The 13,425-nt window shown below is 72.7% G+C and carries 13 protein-coding genes; 3 read left to right on the top strand and 10 right to left on the bottom strand.

Annotated features, from left to right (window positions below):
* Positions 1–106 precede the first annotated feature (106 nt).
* From NF338_RS11250 to NF338_RS11275, 6 genes are all read right to left on the bottom strand, one after another.
* Positions 107–1,447, bottom strand: a complete 1,341-nt coding sequence (locus NF338_RS11250; protein ID WP_264030850.1) for an ABC transporter substrate-binding protein — start codon at positions 1,445–1,447, stop codon at positions 107–109.
* Positions 1,448–1,541: 94 nt separating this feature from the next.
* A complete protein-coding gene (locus NF338_RS11255) occupies positions 1,542–2,492 on the bottom strand; it encodes a carbohydrate ABC transporter permease (protein ID WP_087470644.1) in 951 nt (316 codons plus the stop codon).
* Between the two features lie 7 nt (positions 2,493–2,499).
* Entirely contained in the window at positions 2,500–3,432 is a 933-nt protein-coding gene (locus tag NF338_RS11260) for a carbohydrate ABC transporter permease (RefSeq protein WP_264030852.1), read from the bottom strand.
* Positions 3,429–5,552, bottom strand: a complete 2,124-nt coding sequence (locus NF338_RS11265; RefSeq protein ID WP_318783045.1) for an alpha-galactosidase — start codon at positions 5,550–5,552, stop codon at positions 3,429–3,431. Before NF338_RS11265 ends, NF338_RS11260 begins: the two co-directional genes overlap by 4 nt.
* 243 nt (positions 5,553–5,795) lie before the next feature.
* Entirely contained in the window at positions 5,796–6,812 is a 1,017-nt protein-coding gene (locus tag NF338_RS11270) for a LacI family DNA-binding transcriptional regulator (RefSeq protein ID WP_264030854.1), read from the bottom strand.
* 65 nt (positions 6,813–6,877) lie between these two features.
* Complete coding sequence (locus tag NF338_RS11275) at positions 6,878–8,041, bottom strand: serine hydrolase domain-containing protein (RefSeq protein ID WP_264030855.1); 1,164 nt, start codon at positions 8,039–8,041, stop codon at positions 6,878–6,880.
* Positions 8,042–8,142: 101 nt separating this feature from the next.
* On the opposite strand from NF338_RS11275, the gene NF338_RS11280 reads away from it, so the two are divergent.
* Positions 8,143–9,159, top strand: a complete 1,017-nt coding sequence (locus NF338_RS11280; protein ID WP_264030856.1) for an LLM class flavin-dependent oxidoreductase — start codon at positions 8,143–8,145, stop codon at positions 9,157–9,159.
* Here NF338_RS11280 and NF338_RS11285 read toward each other — a convergent pair.
* The 4 genes from NF338_RS11285 to NF338_RS11300 form a co-directional block, all read right to left on the bottom strand.
* Positions 9,153–10,781: a polyamine aminopropyltransferase gene (locus NF338_RS11285; RefSeq protein WP_264030857.1), complete on the bottom strand. Its 1,629-nt coding sequence runs from the start codon at positions 10,779–10,781 to the stop codon at positions 9,153–9,155. The two genes, NF338_RS11280 and NF338_RS11285, sit on opposite strands and share 7 nt — an antisense overlap.
* Positions 10,782–10,783: 2 nt before the next feature.
* Positions 10,784–11,017 carry a DUF350 domain-containing protein gene (locus NF338_RS11290; RefSeq protein ID WP_047231757.1) on the bottom strand — a complete coding sequence of 78 codons (234 nt, stop codon included), beginning with the start codon at positions 11,015–11,017 and terminating at the stop codon, positions 10,784–10,786.
* 76 nt (positions 11,018–11,093) lie between these two features.
* The gene (locus tag NF338_RS11295; RefSeq protein WP_264030858.1) at positions 11,094–11,849 is read right to left on the bottom strand and encodes a DUF4178 domain-containing protein; all 756 of its coding nucleotides are present in this window, start codon (positions 11,847–11,849) and stop codon (positions 11,094–11,096) included.
* Positions 11,846–12,187, bottom strand: coding sequence for an S-adenosylmethionine decarboxylase family protein (locus NF338_RS11300; protein ID WP_264030859.1), 342 nt, complete (start codon positions 12,185–12,187; stop codon positions 11,846–11,848). The genes NF338_RS11295 and NF338_RS11300 overlap by 4 nt, the downstream gene beginning before the upstream one ends.
* Before the next feature lie 220 nt (positions 12,188–12,407).
* On the opposite strand from NF338_RS11300, the gene NF338_RS11305 reads away from it, so the two are divergent.
* Entirely contained in the window at positions 12,408–12,827 is a 420-nt protein-coding gene (locus tag NF338_RS11305) for a VOC family protein (RefSeq protein ID WP_264030861.1), read from the top strand.
* Positions 12,828–12,950: 123 nt separating this feature from the next.
* Positions 12,951–13,301: an STAS domain-containing protein gene (locus NF338_RS11310; protein ID WP_264030862.1), complete on the top strand. Its 351-nt coding sequence runs from the start codon at positions 12,951–12,953 to the stop codon at positions 13,299–13,301.
* Positions 13,302–13,425: the final 124 nt, after the last annotated feature.

Consider the following 13,425-nt stretch of genomic DNA (forward strand, 5'->3'; position numbering starts at 1 on the left):
GTCCACACTCCTTCGTGCTGTCGAAACCGGGGGACGGCCGGTGCGACCGCCCCGAGCGGACGGTGGGCGCGGCACGGGGCGCCGCGCCCACCGTCCGTGCTGGTGCTCAGTCCGCCAGGACCGCGTTGATCTGCTCGTTCGCCTCCGTCAGGGACGACGCGTCCTTGTTGCCGAGAGCGATGTCCTCGAACGCGACCGACGCGATGGCGTTCACCTCACCGGCGCGGACCGTGATCGGCGGGAGGAACGTGCGGCCCTCCTCGCGGTAGCTGAAGAACGCCGAGACGTCCCAGCCCTTCGCTTCGAACGCGGCCAGCGCCTTGTCCGCGGACTCGGGGATCGCGGGGAAGACGACGGCGTGCTCGGCGACGATGTCCTGGCACGCGCTGGAGCCGAGGTACTGGACCCACTCCCAGGCCGCGTCCTGCTTCTTCGACGACGCGCTGATCGAGTCGGCGACCCCGTTGAACACGGACGCGCGGTCACCCGTCGGACCGACCGGCCCGGGCGCGATACCGACCTCGACGCCCTCGAGCGCCTTGAAGGTCCCGGTCGCCCAGGAGCCGTTCGTGCCCATGGCGACCTTGCCGGAACCCACCTGGGTGAGCGTCTCCTCGGAGAACACGCCCGCCGCAGGTGCGTAGCCCTTGTCCGCGAGGCCGTAGAACCAGTCGACCGCCTTCTGGAACTCCGGGTCGTCGAAGTTGTAGCGCGTGCCCCACGGGTTCTCGTCCAGGTAGTCCCAGTCCAGCGAGCCCGTGAAGTTGGCCCACTGCATCTGGCCCGTCTCCTCGAAGTTCGGGTTGATGCCCAGGCCGTAGACCGCGACGTTCGACTTGTCGAACCCGGCCTCGTCACCACGCACTCCGTTCGCGTCCACCGTCAGGTGCGCGACGATCTGCTCGAACGTGCCGCCGTCGTCCGGGTTCCAGTCGGCCGCCCACAGGTCGTCCGCCGTGTAGCCGGCGTCGGCGACGAGCGCCTCGTTGTAGAAGAAGGCGGTCGTGTCCCAGTCCTTCGGGAGGCCGTACAGCGAGCCGTCGGCGTAGCGCCACGGGTCGATGAGCCCCTCGGCGTAGACGGTGATGTCCACCGAGTCCTTCTCCACCAGCTCGTCGAGCGCGACGATCTGTCCCTGCGCGGCGAACTCGCCGTACTTCGACAGGTGGTCGACGAAGACGTCCGGACCCGAGCCACCGACGAACGACGCCGTGAGCTTCGTCCAGTAGTCGTCCCAGGCGAACTGCTCGATCTTGACCGTGACGTCCGGGTTCTCCTCCGTGAACGCCGCGGCGCACGCCTGGTAGGCGGGTACCTGGTTCGAGTCCCAGAGCCAGTACGAGATCTCGTCGCCGGAACCGCCCGAGCCCGAGCCGCCCCCCGACGAGCAGGCGCCGAGGGCGAGGACCAGGGATCCTGCCACCGCGGCGTGGACAGACTTTCGCATCGTTGTTCCCTTTCGCAGACATCCGCGTCGATGGTGCGGAATGGTTGTCGGGTCCGACGGCCGCCGTACCCGTGAGCCCCCTGGTGACGAGCGGCTACTTGATTCCCGTGAAGCCGATCGAGTTGACGATCCTCTTCGCGAACGCGAGGAAGAGCAGGAGCATCGGCAGCGCTGCGAGCAGCGTCGCCGCCATGAGGCCGGCCCAGTCCGGAGACGCCTGGGGGGACTGCGCCCGGAAGATCCCGAGCGCGAGGGTGAGCACTCGTGAGTCGTCGGACTGGCTCACGAGCAACGGCCACAGGTAGTCGTTCCACGCCGTGATGTAGGTGAGGACCGCGAGGGTCACCACGGCGGGCGAGGCCATGGGCAGGACGATCGTGAAGAACGTCCTGAACCGCCCGGCTCCGTCGAGCTTCGCCGCCTCCTCGATCTCGAAGCTGATCCCGGCGAAGAACTGCCGGAGGAAGAACACCGCGAACGGGGTCATGAGCATCGTCGGGAGCGCGATCCCCGGCAGCGTGTCGAGCAGGCCGAGGTCGCGCACCAGGAGGAAGTTCGGCAGGAGCGTGAAGATGGTCGGGACCATCAGGCCGGTGAGGAAGACCGCGTAGACGGCGTCGCGACCCGGCCACCGCAGCCGCGCGAACGCGTACGCGGCCATCGCGGAGAAGAACACCTGGCAGACCGTGACGAGGGTCGCGACGACGACGGAGTTCAGCAGGTACCGCGGGAAGTCCATCGAGGCACCGGACCCGCCGTCGGCGAGCGACTCCTGCGCCGTGGCGAGCCCGAGCGCGCGGCGGAAGCCCTCCCAGCTGAACCCGACGGGCAGCGGGTCCGCGGCGCCTCCGGGCAGTGCCGCGTTGGTGGACAGCGCCGTCCGCAACATCCAGTAGAACGGGAAGATCGTCACGATCATGAGGAGCACGAGCACGACCCAGCCGAGGACGCGGCCCGGGGTGATCCGGGGCCGACGACGGGTCGTCGCCTCGGTCGGGGCCTGCTCGGTCGGTGCCGCGACGGGTGCTGGAGCTGTGGTGGTCATCGGAACCTCACGCCATGTCGTTCTGGTTGGCCCGGGTGAGCCGGAACTGGACGACCGCGATCACGGCGAGCACCACGAGCAGGGCGACCGACATGGCCGACGCGTACCCGAAGTCGTACCCGCGGCTGAAGGCGACCTGGTAGATGTAGTACTGGATGACGTTCGAGGCGTTCGCCGGCCCGCCCTGGGTCGCGACCGACACCGTGTCGAAGACCTGGAACGAACCGATCATCGTGACGATGAGCACGAGGCCCAGGTAGGGGCGCAGGAGCGGCATCGTGATCGAGCGGAACATGCGCAGCTCGGACGCGCCGTCCACGCGGCCCGCCTCGTAGAGGTTCTCCGGGATCGTCTGCAGCCCGGCGAAGAGCAGCAGCGCCGTGTACCCGAGGTGCCGCCACACGTTCACCAGGGCGATCGTGGGGATCACGAGGGACTGGTCGCCGAAGAACATGATGCGGTCGCCGCCGAGCGTCTCGACCAGCTCGTTCACGAACCCGAGCTGGTAGTCGAGCAGCATCAGGAAGAGCATCGCCGCGACGACGTTGGACACGAGGTACGGGGTGAGGATGATGCCGCGGATCGCCATCGACTGCGTGAGCCGGTGCATGAGCACCGCGACCACCACGGCGAGCACCGTCTGGAGCCCGATGTTGAGCAGCACGTACCAGATGGTCACCTTGAAGGCGTTCCAGAAGACCGGGTCCGCGACCATCCGCTGGTAGTTCTCGAGCCCGACGAAGCCGCCCGCGTTGAACGCGGTCGAGTCGGTGAAGCTCAGCCAGATCCCCCGAAGCGTCGGCCACAGGAAGAACACGAGGAACCCGATGCCAGCGGGCAGCACGAACAGCAGCGCCGCGGGGAGGTTCCGCACCTCCTGCGACCGCCGCCGAGCCGCCCGGGCGGGGGCTGCCGGACGCGTACTCGTCTCCGCGCTCATCTCTCCACCTCCACGTGGATCAGCACCGCCTGGTCCGGGTCGAGCGCCGGGACGCTGATCCCGACGGAGCCGAGCGCCGCCCCGCTCAGCCGCAGTCCGTCCGCCCACCAGGTGGGGGCCGTGCGCGGGTCGTCGCCCCGGACGACGGCCGGGCCCGACGGGCGGACGAGGTACGTCGCGTCAGGGTCCAGGCCGGGCAGCCGCACCCGGCCCGCGGGCCAGGTGACGTGGCGCTCGCGGAGCGTGAGGCCGTAGAGCGCCTCGGTGCGGTCCGGGCTCACCGCGCCGTGGAGCCACAGGTCACCGCCCTCGAGCGACCGGCGCACCACACGACCCGTGTGCACGAGGTGCCTCACCTGCTTGTAGTAGTCGACCCAGCCGGCGAGCTCCGCGCGCTCTGCCTCGCCGGCCTCCGAGAGGTCCCACTCGATGCCGAAGTGCCCGAAGACCGCCGTCGCGGCGCGGAACGAGAGGTCGAGCCGGCGGCCCGTCGTGTGCGCCCGGTCCGCCCCCACGTGGCTGCCGACCAGCTCGGGCGGCAGGAGCTGCGCGGTCCAGCGCTGGATCTGCTGCCGCTCGTGGGCGTCGATGCAGTCCGACGCCCAGACCCGGTCGGTCCTCTCGAGGATCTCGAGGTCGACCCGTGCGCCGCCGGACGAGCAGGACTCGATCTCCAGGCCCGGGCACCGCGCGCGGATCTCGTCGATGAGGCGGTAGGCGGCGAGCGTCTGCTCGTGGACCCCGGCGCGGCCGGTGCGCGTCGACCCTGCGTCGACGAGGTCGCGGTTGTGGTCCCACTTGACGAAGTCGACCCCGTGCTCGCGGACGACGGCGACGACGCTGGAGAGCACGTGCTCGTATGCTCCCGGGTGCGAGAGGTCGAGCACCTGCTGGTGGCGTGCCTCGACGGGGAGCCTGCCCTCGACCTGGAGGATCCACTCCGGGTGCCGCCGGGCGAGGTCGGAGTCGGGGTTCACCATCTCGGGCTCGAACCAGAGCCCGAACTCCATCCCGAGCCCCTTGACGTGCCGGACGAGCTCGGTGAAGCGCCCGTCGCCCCAGACCTCCTCGGAGACCGCCCAGTCGCCGAGGCCGGTGGCGTCGTCACGACGCCCGCCGAACCACCCGTCGTCGAGCACGAACCGCTCGACCCCCACTTCCGCCGCAAGGTCGGCAAGCTCCTTGAGCCGGTCGAGGTCGTGGTGGAAGTAGACGGCCTCCCACACGTTCATGACGACCGGGCGGGGTGAGCGCGGGTGCCGGGGGCGCGCGCGCAGGTGGTCGTGGAACCGGGCGGCGAGCGCATCGAGCCCGTCCGCGTGGCTCGCATAGATCCAGGGGCCGGTGTATGACTCCTCCGGCGCCAGCTCGACCTCGCCGGGCAGCAGCAGCTCGCCGCCCAGGAGGAGCCGGCGACCGTCGAAGGTCCGCTCGGCGGACACGACGTGGTTGCCGCTGAAGGCGACGTGGACCCCCCACGTCTCCCCGGACTCGAAGCCGAACCCGGGCTCGCCCGCGACGAGCACCGTCGCCGCGTCTGCACCGGTCCGACCGTGCCTGCCCTCGCGGACGTGGGAGCCGACGACGAACGGAGCCCGCTGCGGGACTCGCTCCTTGGCCCAGCGCCCGGCGAGGTCGAGGATCTCGTCCGCCTTCGTGGGGACCGGCAGGGCGAGGCGCAGGCCGTCGAGGGTGTACGGCCGGGCCCCGACGTTGGTCACCCGTCCACGCAGCCGGAGCAGACCCGAGGGGAGCAGCTCCAGCTCCAGCCCGAGGCGCAGGCCAGCAGCCGTGTCGTGCGCCTGGACGACGACCGATCCGCCCTGCTCGTGCTCGTCCACGTCGATCCGCGTCGGGCGGAACCGCGGCGACCAGCTCGCCCCGGCACGGTGACCGGAGAGCCCCGGCGTCCCGGTCCAGCCCGTCCAGGACTCCGGCAGGAGCGCGACGCGCACGCCGTGGTCGACGCCGTTCGTCGCGAGGACCGGCCGGGTCGCCCTCTCGAGGTCCTCGAGGTCCTCGCGGCTGTCCCCGATGTCGGCGCCCCAGTGCAGCACCTCGGGGAGACCGTCCTCCGGGAGCAGGAGGACGACGGCCGCACCGGCCGCCGCCAGACGCACCACTCGAGGCCATGCCTGGGTTCCGTCCGCGTCCCGGACGTCCTCGGCCACCGTTGTGCTCACCACGTACGCGCACTCCCTCGTCGCCCCGCACCTGTGCGGGTTCCTGCAAACGTTGGTCAGAAGTTAGCGCACACATCCCTTGCTCTGCAAACGTTGGTCAGACTGGGTGTGCCGGGTCACGGGGCGCGGGGCGACGCGCCGACCGCGACTTCCGGTGCGGCCGGAGGAGAGGAGGGGGTGTCAGTCCCGAGGTGGCGCAGCGCTCTCCCGGAGGACGAGCTCTGGCCTGGCAGCGCTGTCCTCCGGACGCTCGCCCGTCTCCACCCAGCGCGCGAGCATCCCGAACGTCCGGCGTCCGAGGTCGACGAAGTCCTGGGCGACCGTCGTGAGGGGCGGGCTCCACATGCGCGCGAACGGCTGGTCGTCGAAGCCGACCACGCTGACGTCCTCGGGCACTCGCCTGCCCTGCTCCGTGAGTGCGCGCATGACGCCGATGGCGAGCTCGTCGTTGCCGCACAGCACGGCGGTGACGGCCGGGTCCGCCGCGAGCGCCAGCCCGGCCTCGTACCCGGAGTCCGGGTCATAGCTCGCCTGGATCACGCCAGGCCGTTCAACGCCCGCGCTCTCGAGCGCGCGACGCCAGCCCCAGGTTCGACCGCTGCGCGGACGTGTCGACGGGATCGCCACGTGGTGCACGGTGCGGTGCCCCAGCCCCAGGAGGTAGCGCGTCGCCTCCTCGCCCCCCGCCTGGTCGTCGAGGAACGCGTGCGGTCGCGGACCCGGCCGGCGCCGAGCACCGGCCGCCGCGACGACGGGCAGCGCGTCCGGCAACGACTCGAGCGTGCGCACGCCGAGCGAGTCGAACTCCACGACGATCGCTCCCGCCAGCGACTGCGACAGGACGAGGTCGACCGCGCGATCGAGGTCGCGCGGCGCCTCCGACTCCACGACGGCGATCGACACCACGTAGCCCGCCGCCCGCGCGGCCTCCTCGATGCCCTGGAGGGTGGCAGCGTAGCCGTACCGCAGCGTGTTCCTCGCGAGGACCGCCACCGTCGAGCGACGTCCGCTGACGAGCGTCTGCGCCGCGGCGTTGGGCCGGTAGCCGAGCTCCGAGACCGCCGCCTGGACCTTGTCCCTGAGCCGAGGGCTCACGGGGGTACGCCCTGTGAGCACCCTCGAGACCGTCGAGATGCTCACTCCGGCGAGCTGTGCCACGTCCGACAGCACCGGCGGCTGGTGTCCTCCACTCGTCACCCCGGAAGGTTACGCCGGATGGCGACCTACGTTTGCACGCCACGCAATGTCCGGGCTGCCCTCGCTCACCCCAGGAGGAGCGCGTCGATCCGTCGGACCGGTTCCCAGGCGCCGGCCTCCCCGTTGGACACGACGACGACGGTCACGCCGGGCGCCCCGGCGGGCGGGAGGCCGTGCGGGGCGGGTGCTCCCGCGTCGGGGTAGTGGCGCAGCATCGCGCTCGACCCGGTGTTGATCCCCTCCTTGTACGCGGAGCGCACGGAGCCGTCGGCGAGGAGCTCGAACTCGAGCCCGAACCCGTAGTGCACGCTCGCCGCGCGCTCCACGCCCTCGGCGTCCTTGTCGTCCGTCTCGTCCGTGTCGCCGTCGTCGTGCTTGACCTGCGGGGTGAGGAACGCGCGCGTGAGGTCGGGCGGCAGGAGCTCACCGCCGCGGACGGCGGCCCAGAACCGGGCGAGGTCGTGCGCGGTGACGTGCGCGCCGCCGTCGGGCGAGCCGACGGGCGGGTAGGAGTAGATGTTCTGCCGCCAGCCGGTGACGGGCCCCTCGTCCTCCGGGCCCTCGCGGACGGGCTCCCAGCCCTCCGCGACGTCGGGCTCGGCCTCGTCCATGCGGAAGAAACCGGAGCGGTCCATGCCTGCCCGCGCGAAGACGTGCTCGCGCACGTGCTCGCGGTACGTGGTCCCGGTGACGGCCTCCAGCGCGAGCCCGGCGAGCACGAAGCCGACGTTGCAGTACCGGCACCCCTCCCCCGGCGGAAAGTTCGGCTCCTTGTGGACGAACCCCGGGAGGAAGTCGACCGTGCGCGTCACCGAGTAGCTCGGCCGGTCGACCCACAGCGCCTCGTACGACTCGCCCGCCTCCTCGTCGGCGTCGTCCGCGATGCCCGAGGTGTGCGTCAGCAGGTGCCGGAGCGTCACCCCCTGCGGGATCGTCGTGTCCGCGAGGTCGACGTGGTCGTGGATGCGGTCGTCGAGCCCGAGCCGCCCCTCCCCGACCTGCTGGAGCACCGCGACGGCGGTGAACGGCTTGGTCACGGACGCGACGTCGAACCGCGTGCTCGTGCGGACCGGGACGCCCCAGCGGCGCGACGCGACGCCGTACGCGCGCTCGAACAGCGGGTCGCCGTCGCGCTCGATCCGCACGACGCCGGAGAACGCGTCGGCGTCGGCCGCCGCGCGCAGGTGGGTGTCGAGGGCGGCCAGGGCGTCGTCGTCGAGCGCGGTCATGCCTCGACGGTAGGCGCCACCCCCCGGGCGAGGCCAGGGCTTTCCGGGCGGTCGCCCGGGCGACCTCGCAGGTGGGAGCGCTGTCAGAGTACGGTCGCGGTATGGCGACCTCGACGACCCCCGCGCTCGGTGTGATCCTGCCGCGCGAGCTGCCCGCCGACCAGATCGTGCCGTTCGCGCGCCGCGCCGAGGAGGTGGGCCTCGACGAGGTGTGGGTCGTCGAGGACCTCACGTTCCACGGTGGGATCGCGCAGGCCGCGACCGTCCTCGCCGCGACCGAGCGGCTGACGGTGGGCATCGGGATCCTCCCCGCCGCGACGCGCGCGCCGTCGACCGCCGCGATGGAGGCCGCGACCCTCACCGCCCTGCACCCCGGTCGCCTGCACCTGGGGCTCGGGCACGGCATGCCCGCGTGGATGCGGCAGATCGGCGTCTGGCCCGGGAGCCCGCTCGCGATGCTCGAGGAGACGACGTCGGCCGTGCGCGCGCTGCTGCACGGTGAGCGCGTGACCGTCTCCGGGCGGTACGTGTCGGTCGACGACGTCGCGCTGCACGCCTCGCCCGCCTCGCCGCCGCCCGTGCTCGCCGGGGTCCGCGGCCCGCGCTCGCTCGAGGTGTCCGGACGCGTCGCCGACGGGACGATCCTCGACATGCCCGTGACCCCGGAGTACCTGGCCGTCGCACGGGCCGCGATCGACGCCGGTCGGGCGAGCGCGGGCGACGCCGCCCCGCCGGAGCACCGCGTCGTCGCGTTCTCCCTCGGCGCGGTGCACGACGACGTCGCGACCGCCCGCGCGATCGTCCGACCGCACCTCGCCGTCCTGGGCGAGTCGGACTGGTCGGCGCAGATCGACCCGCTGCCGTTCGCCGACGACTTCCGCGCCCTGCGCGACGCGAGCGACACCCCCGAGGCCTTCGCCGCCGCGATGCCGGACGCGTGGGTCGACGCGCTCGCCGTCGTCGGACCCCCTCACGCCTTCCGGGCCCGGCTCGCCGAGCTCGGCGCGGGCGGGGTGTCGAGCGTCGTGCTCGTCGCGACGAGCCCCGACCCCTCCCGCCCGGACGACCCGTTCGCGGCGCTCGACGCGCTGGAGGCCGTGGCGCACGCGGCTCAGTAGCGCCAGGTGCGCATGTCCTCCTGATACGTGCGCTGCACGGTCGGGGAGAGCAGGGTCGACGGCGGCAGGTCGCGCGGCGGGTTGTCGGCGGGCAGGTGCGTGGTCGCGGCGAGCGACGCCGCGTCGTGGAACCGCAGGCCCTCGGGGAGCGGCGTGCGCGCGAAGAGCCCGGGGACGCCGTCGGGCTCTCCTGCCCCGGCAGACGCGTCACCCCCGGCGAGGGAGAGCGCGAAGCCCCACTCGCCGAACGACGGGACGTTGACCGTGAGCGGCACGACGGCACGATCGGGGGCCGCGGCGCGGACGGTGGACACGACCTGCCAGAACGCGTTCGGCGTGAAGTAGGTGGAGGTCGCCTGGGTCGCGAACGCGCCGCCCGGCCGCAGGTGCGAGGCGACCATGCCGTAGAACTCCTGCGAGTACAGCTTGGCGACGCGCTCGGTCGACGGGTCGACGAGGTCGATCAGCACGACGTCGAACGCCTGCGGCGTGTCCTCGACCCACCGGAAGGCGTCGGCGTTGACGACCGTCACGCGCGGGTCGTCGAGCGCGTGCTCGTTGAGGTCGGTGAGGAGCCGGTTCTCGCGCGCGAGGTCGGTGACCGCGGGGTCGAGGTCGACGAGCGTGACCTCCTGCACCGCGTCGTAGCGCAGCACCTCGCGCGCGAGGAGGCCGTCGCCGCCGCCGAGGATCGCGACGGACGCGGGTGCCGCGACGGACGTCATCGCCGCGTGCGCGAGGGTCTCGTGGTACCGGGCCTCGTCGACGGAGGAGAACTGGAGCTGGTTGTCCAGGTAGAGGCGCGTGTCGCCGCGGTACTCGGTGACGACGACCTGCTGGTACGCGCTGCGCTCCTGCGCCACGACCGGGTCCTGGTACATCCCCGCGCTGATGCGGGTCTCGAGCCACGTGGACGCGGCGAACCCCGCGAGGAGCACCGCGAGCGTCACGGCGGCGAGCGCGGTCCACCGCGGCGGGTGGCCCATGCGCGCGAGCATGAACGCCGCGACCGCGACGTTGAGCACGGCGACCGCGAACGCGGTGCGGACGAGCCCGAGGTACGGCAGCAGGAGGAACGGGAACAGCAGCGACGCCGCGAGCGCCCCGAAGTAGTCGAGCGCGAGCACCTTCGACAGGAGCGAGACCGACCCCTCGCTCCCCCGTTCCTTGAGCACCGCGACGAGCAGCGGGATCTCGACGCCGATCGCCGTGCCGATCGCGAGCGACAGGATCACGAACACGACCCACGCGAGCTCGGTCGACGCGTACGCCCAGAACAGCGCGAGCACCGACGTGCCGCCGAGGAGCGACAGCACGAGCTCGTTGCGGACGAAGCTCAGCCCCGCGGTGCGCTGGAGCCGCGGCGCGAGGAGCGAGCCGAGGCCCATGCCGAACAGCGTGAGCCCGGTCGCGACGGAGAACGCGACGACGGAGTCGCCGAACAGGTACGACGCCGCCGTCCCGAGGATGAGCTCGTAGACGAGACCACCGACGGCGACGAGCAGCGCGGCGGCGAAGACCGTCGGCCGGTCCATGCGGTGCGCGCGTCCGGCGGGCGGTGCGGCGTCGTCCGCGGGGGCGGCGGGCGCCGACCCGGGCGGAAGCTCTTGCTGGTCGAGCACGGTCAGGAGCTGATCGTCCCCGCGATGATGAGGCCGATCGCGACGGCGAGGCCCGCGATCATCACGCCGAACGCGACGTTGTGCTCGTCGACGAGCTCGCGGTGCAGGTTGAGCCGGAACACCTTGTTGGCGACCACGAGCGTGACGAGCAGCAGGACGATGCCGAGCGCCGAGTAGAGGATGGTCGAGAAGAAGGACCAGAGGAACGCCAGCGGGGCGGCGGCGGTTGCGATCACGGTGTCTCCCGGGGTCAGGTCGTGGGACGGGCGGTCGGGCGGACGGGTTCGACGAGGGGTCCGACGGTCGGGCGGGTCACTTGCCGAGCCCCCCGCCCCCGCCGCCGTACACGGAGCGGCGCACGCACGTGCCGCTCTGCTCGGTGGGGGTCACCTCGCCGGACGGCGCGACGGTCTCGACGGTGCGCGGCGTGCACGCCCCCTCGCCCGTGGCGGCGCGCGCCGTGCACGACGCGACGAGCCCGACGAGCACGACGGCGGCGACCGCGAAGGCCACGAACCGGCCCCCGGGGAGGGTGCGCGGCGCGACGCGGCGGCCGAAGAGGCGGCGCTGCTCCGCCGCGTCGAGGCGCCGGCCGCGGTAGACGGCGGTCACGGGTCCGAGCGGGCCGGTCGTGCGCTCGATCGAGACGATCGTCCCGTGGGCCGAGAGGTCGACGTACTCGACCTGCTGCCCGACGACGAACGGCTCGGCGAACTGCCCCTCGACGTGCTCGACCCGGCCCGTGCCGCGCTCGCGCACGACGAGCGAGTGCTGCCGCCCGTCGAGGCGCAGGGCGAGCGTGCGGCCGGTGTGCAGCGAGGAGAGGTCGACGACCGGCGGCCACGCCTCGGTCGGGTGCAGCAGCGTGACGTCGCGCGTGTCGTGGTCGTACTCGACCCAGACGTCCGCGCCGTCGTGGGCGAGGAGCTGCCACTCCTCCCACGTGAACGTGGTACCACCGTGCACGGTCGACAGGACGGCGACGGCGCGCGGCGTGGCGCGGTGGGGCGGCGTGCCGACGAGGTCCTCGCCGACCCGCATCGCGAGCCGCGGGCGGGTCCGGCTCACACGAGGCTCCGCACGGCGACGTCGGACGCGCCCAGGGCGTCTGCGAGCAGAGCGCGGACGTCGTCGGTGAACGTGGCCGACGTCGGGGGCCGGCAGGTCGTGAGGGTGACGTAGGCGGTGCCGTGCTCGGGCCACGTGTGCACGGCCAGGTGCGACTCGGCGAGCAGGATCACGACGCTCGTGCCCTGGGGCTCGAAGCGGTGGGACGCCTCGCCGAGCGGCGTCATGCCCGCGTGCCGGACGATCGCGTCGAGGCACCCGCGCACGGTCGGGTCGTCGTCGAGGAGCGCGGGGTCCGCGCCCGTCACGTCGAAGACGTGGACGAGGTTGCGCTGCACGCCCGGTCCCCCTGTCGCGCTCCTCGGTCCGTGGGCCGCACGCGGGTGAGCCGCCCGCGGTCCGGTGGCCGCGCCGTCGGGCCGCGCACACCCTAGCCGAACGGCGCCACCGGCCGGCCGACACCTCCGCGGCGCGAGACCCGACGGGGAGGGACCGCTCAGTCCGGCCGCGCCGGGCCGTCCACACAGGAGTCAGGTCCATCTCGACGAGGAGGCCATCATGGCCGTTCAGCTCAGCCCCTACCTGAACTTCGACGGAGACGCGCGTGCCGCCGTCGAGTTCTACGGCACCGTGTTCGGCGTCGCGCCGGACATCAGCACCTACGACTCGTTCGGCCCGGTGGACGACCCGGCGCAGGCGAAGAAGGTCATGCACGCCCAGCTCCCGATCGAGGGCGCCGGGACGCTCATGGCGTCCGACGTACCCCCGGGGACGACCCTCACGGACCATGCGTCGGTCGCGCTGTTCGGCGGCCCCGACGACCGCGAGCGCCTCCGCGCCTGGTTCGCCGCGCTGTCCGACGGCGCGCAGGAGGTCATGGCGATGGAGACCGCGCCGTGGGGCGACGAGTTCGGCATGCTCACCGACCGGTTCGGCGTCGGGTGGCTGGTGAACGTCGCCGGCGCCACGACGCCCTGACCGGGGCGCGCAGGTCCGGACCCCTCAGGCCGGCGGCGCGAGCTCGGAGGAGGTGCCCCAGGGAGCGAACGACACGGGTGGCACGTGGGGTCGTCCCGCTCACGAGACGGGAGACCTTCCACCATGACGGACGGAGCGACCGGAGGCGTCCAGATCGAGGACGACGCGCGGCACTGGGTGATGTGGGGAGAGATCGACTTCTCCGTCGCCCACGCGGTCAAGGAGCGCCTCGCCGCGACGATCGGCCACCGGCCGTGGACCATCGACCTCTCGCGGGTCACGTTCATGGACTCCGGCGGCCTCCATCTGGTGCTCATGGGGACGCGGACGGGGTACCGCCCCCGGCTCCTGCGCACGCCTGGGCACGTGCTCCAGCTGCTCGAGTTCAGCGGGGCGCTCGACCTCGTCGAGCTCGTCGAGACCGCTGCGGACGCCCCGGACCCTGACCCTCCGCACGAGCGCTCGGCCGGCTGAGCCGCGCGCTCCCCCTCCCGCCGCCCCTCGACGGGGCTCTCCGCGGAGACGCGACGCCCGACGCGTCTCCGCGGGGGCCGGGCTGTCGGCGTGCGAGCTCCGGCAGCCCCTGCCATGCTGACGG

This window comes from Cellulosimicrobium sp. SH8 (genome assembly GCF_025818875.1).
Classification (GTDB): Bacteria; Actinomycetota; Actinomycetes; order Actinomycetales; family Cellulomonadaceae; genus Cellulosimicrobium; species Cellulosimicrobium cellulans_D.

Coding starts and splice junctions, on each gene's coding strand:
- NF338_RS11250 (WP_264030850.1), bottom strand. CDS start 1,447: ATGCGAAAGTCTGTCCACGCCGCGGTGGCAGGATCCCTGGTCCTCGCC.
- NF338_RS11255 (WP_087470644.1), bottom strand. CDS start 2,492: ATGACCACCACAGCTCCAGCACCCGTCGCGGCACCGACCGAGCAGGCC.
- NF338_RS11260 (WP_264030852.1), bottom strand. CDS start 3,432: ATGAGCGCGGAGACGAGTACGCGTCCGGCAGCCCCCGCCCGGGCGGCT.
- NF338_RS11275 (WP_264030855.1), bottom strand. CDS start 8,041: ATGACCGCGCTCGACGACGACGCCCTGGCCGCCCTCGACACCCACCTG.
- NF338_RS11280 (WP_264030856.1), top strand. CDS start 8,143: ATGGCGACCTCGACGACCCCCGCGCTCGGTGTGATCCTGCCGCGCGAG.
- NF338_RS11305 (WP_264030861.1), top strand. CDS start 12,408: ATGGCCGTTCAGCTCAGCCCCTACCTGAACTTCGACGGAGACGCGCGT.
- NF338_RS11310 (WP_264030862.1), top strand. CDS start 12,951: ATGACGGACGGAGCGACCGGAGGCGTCCAGATCGAGGACGACGCGCGG.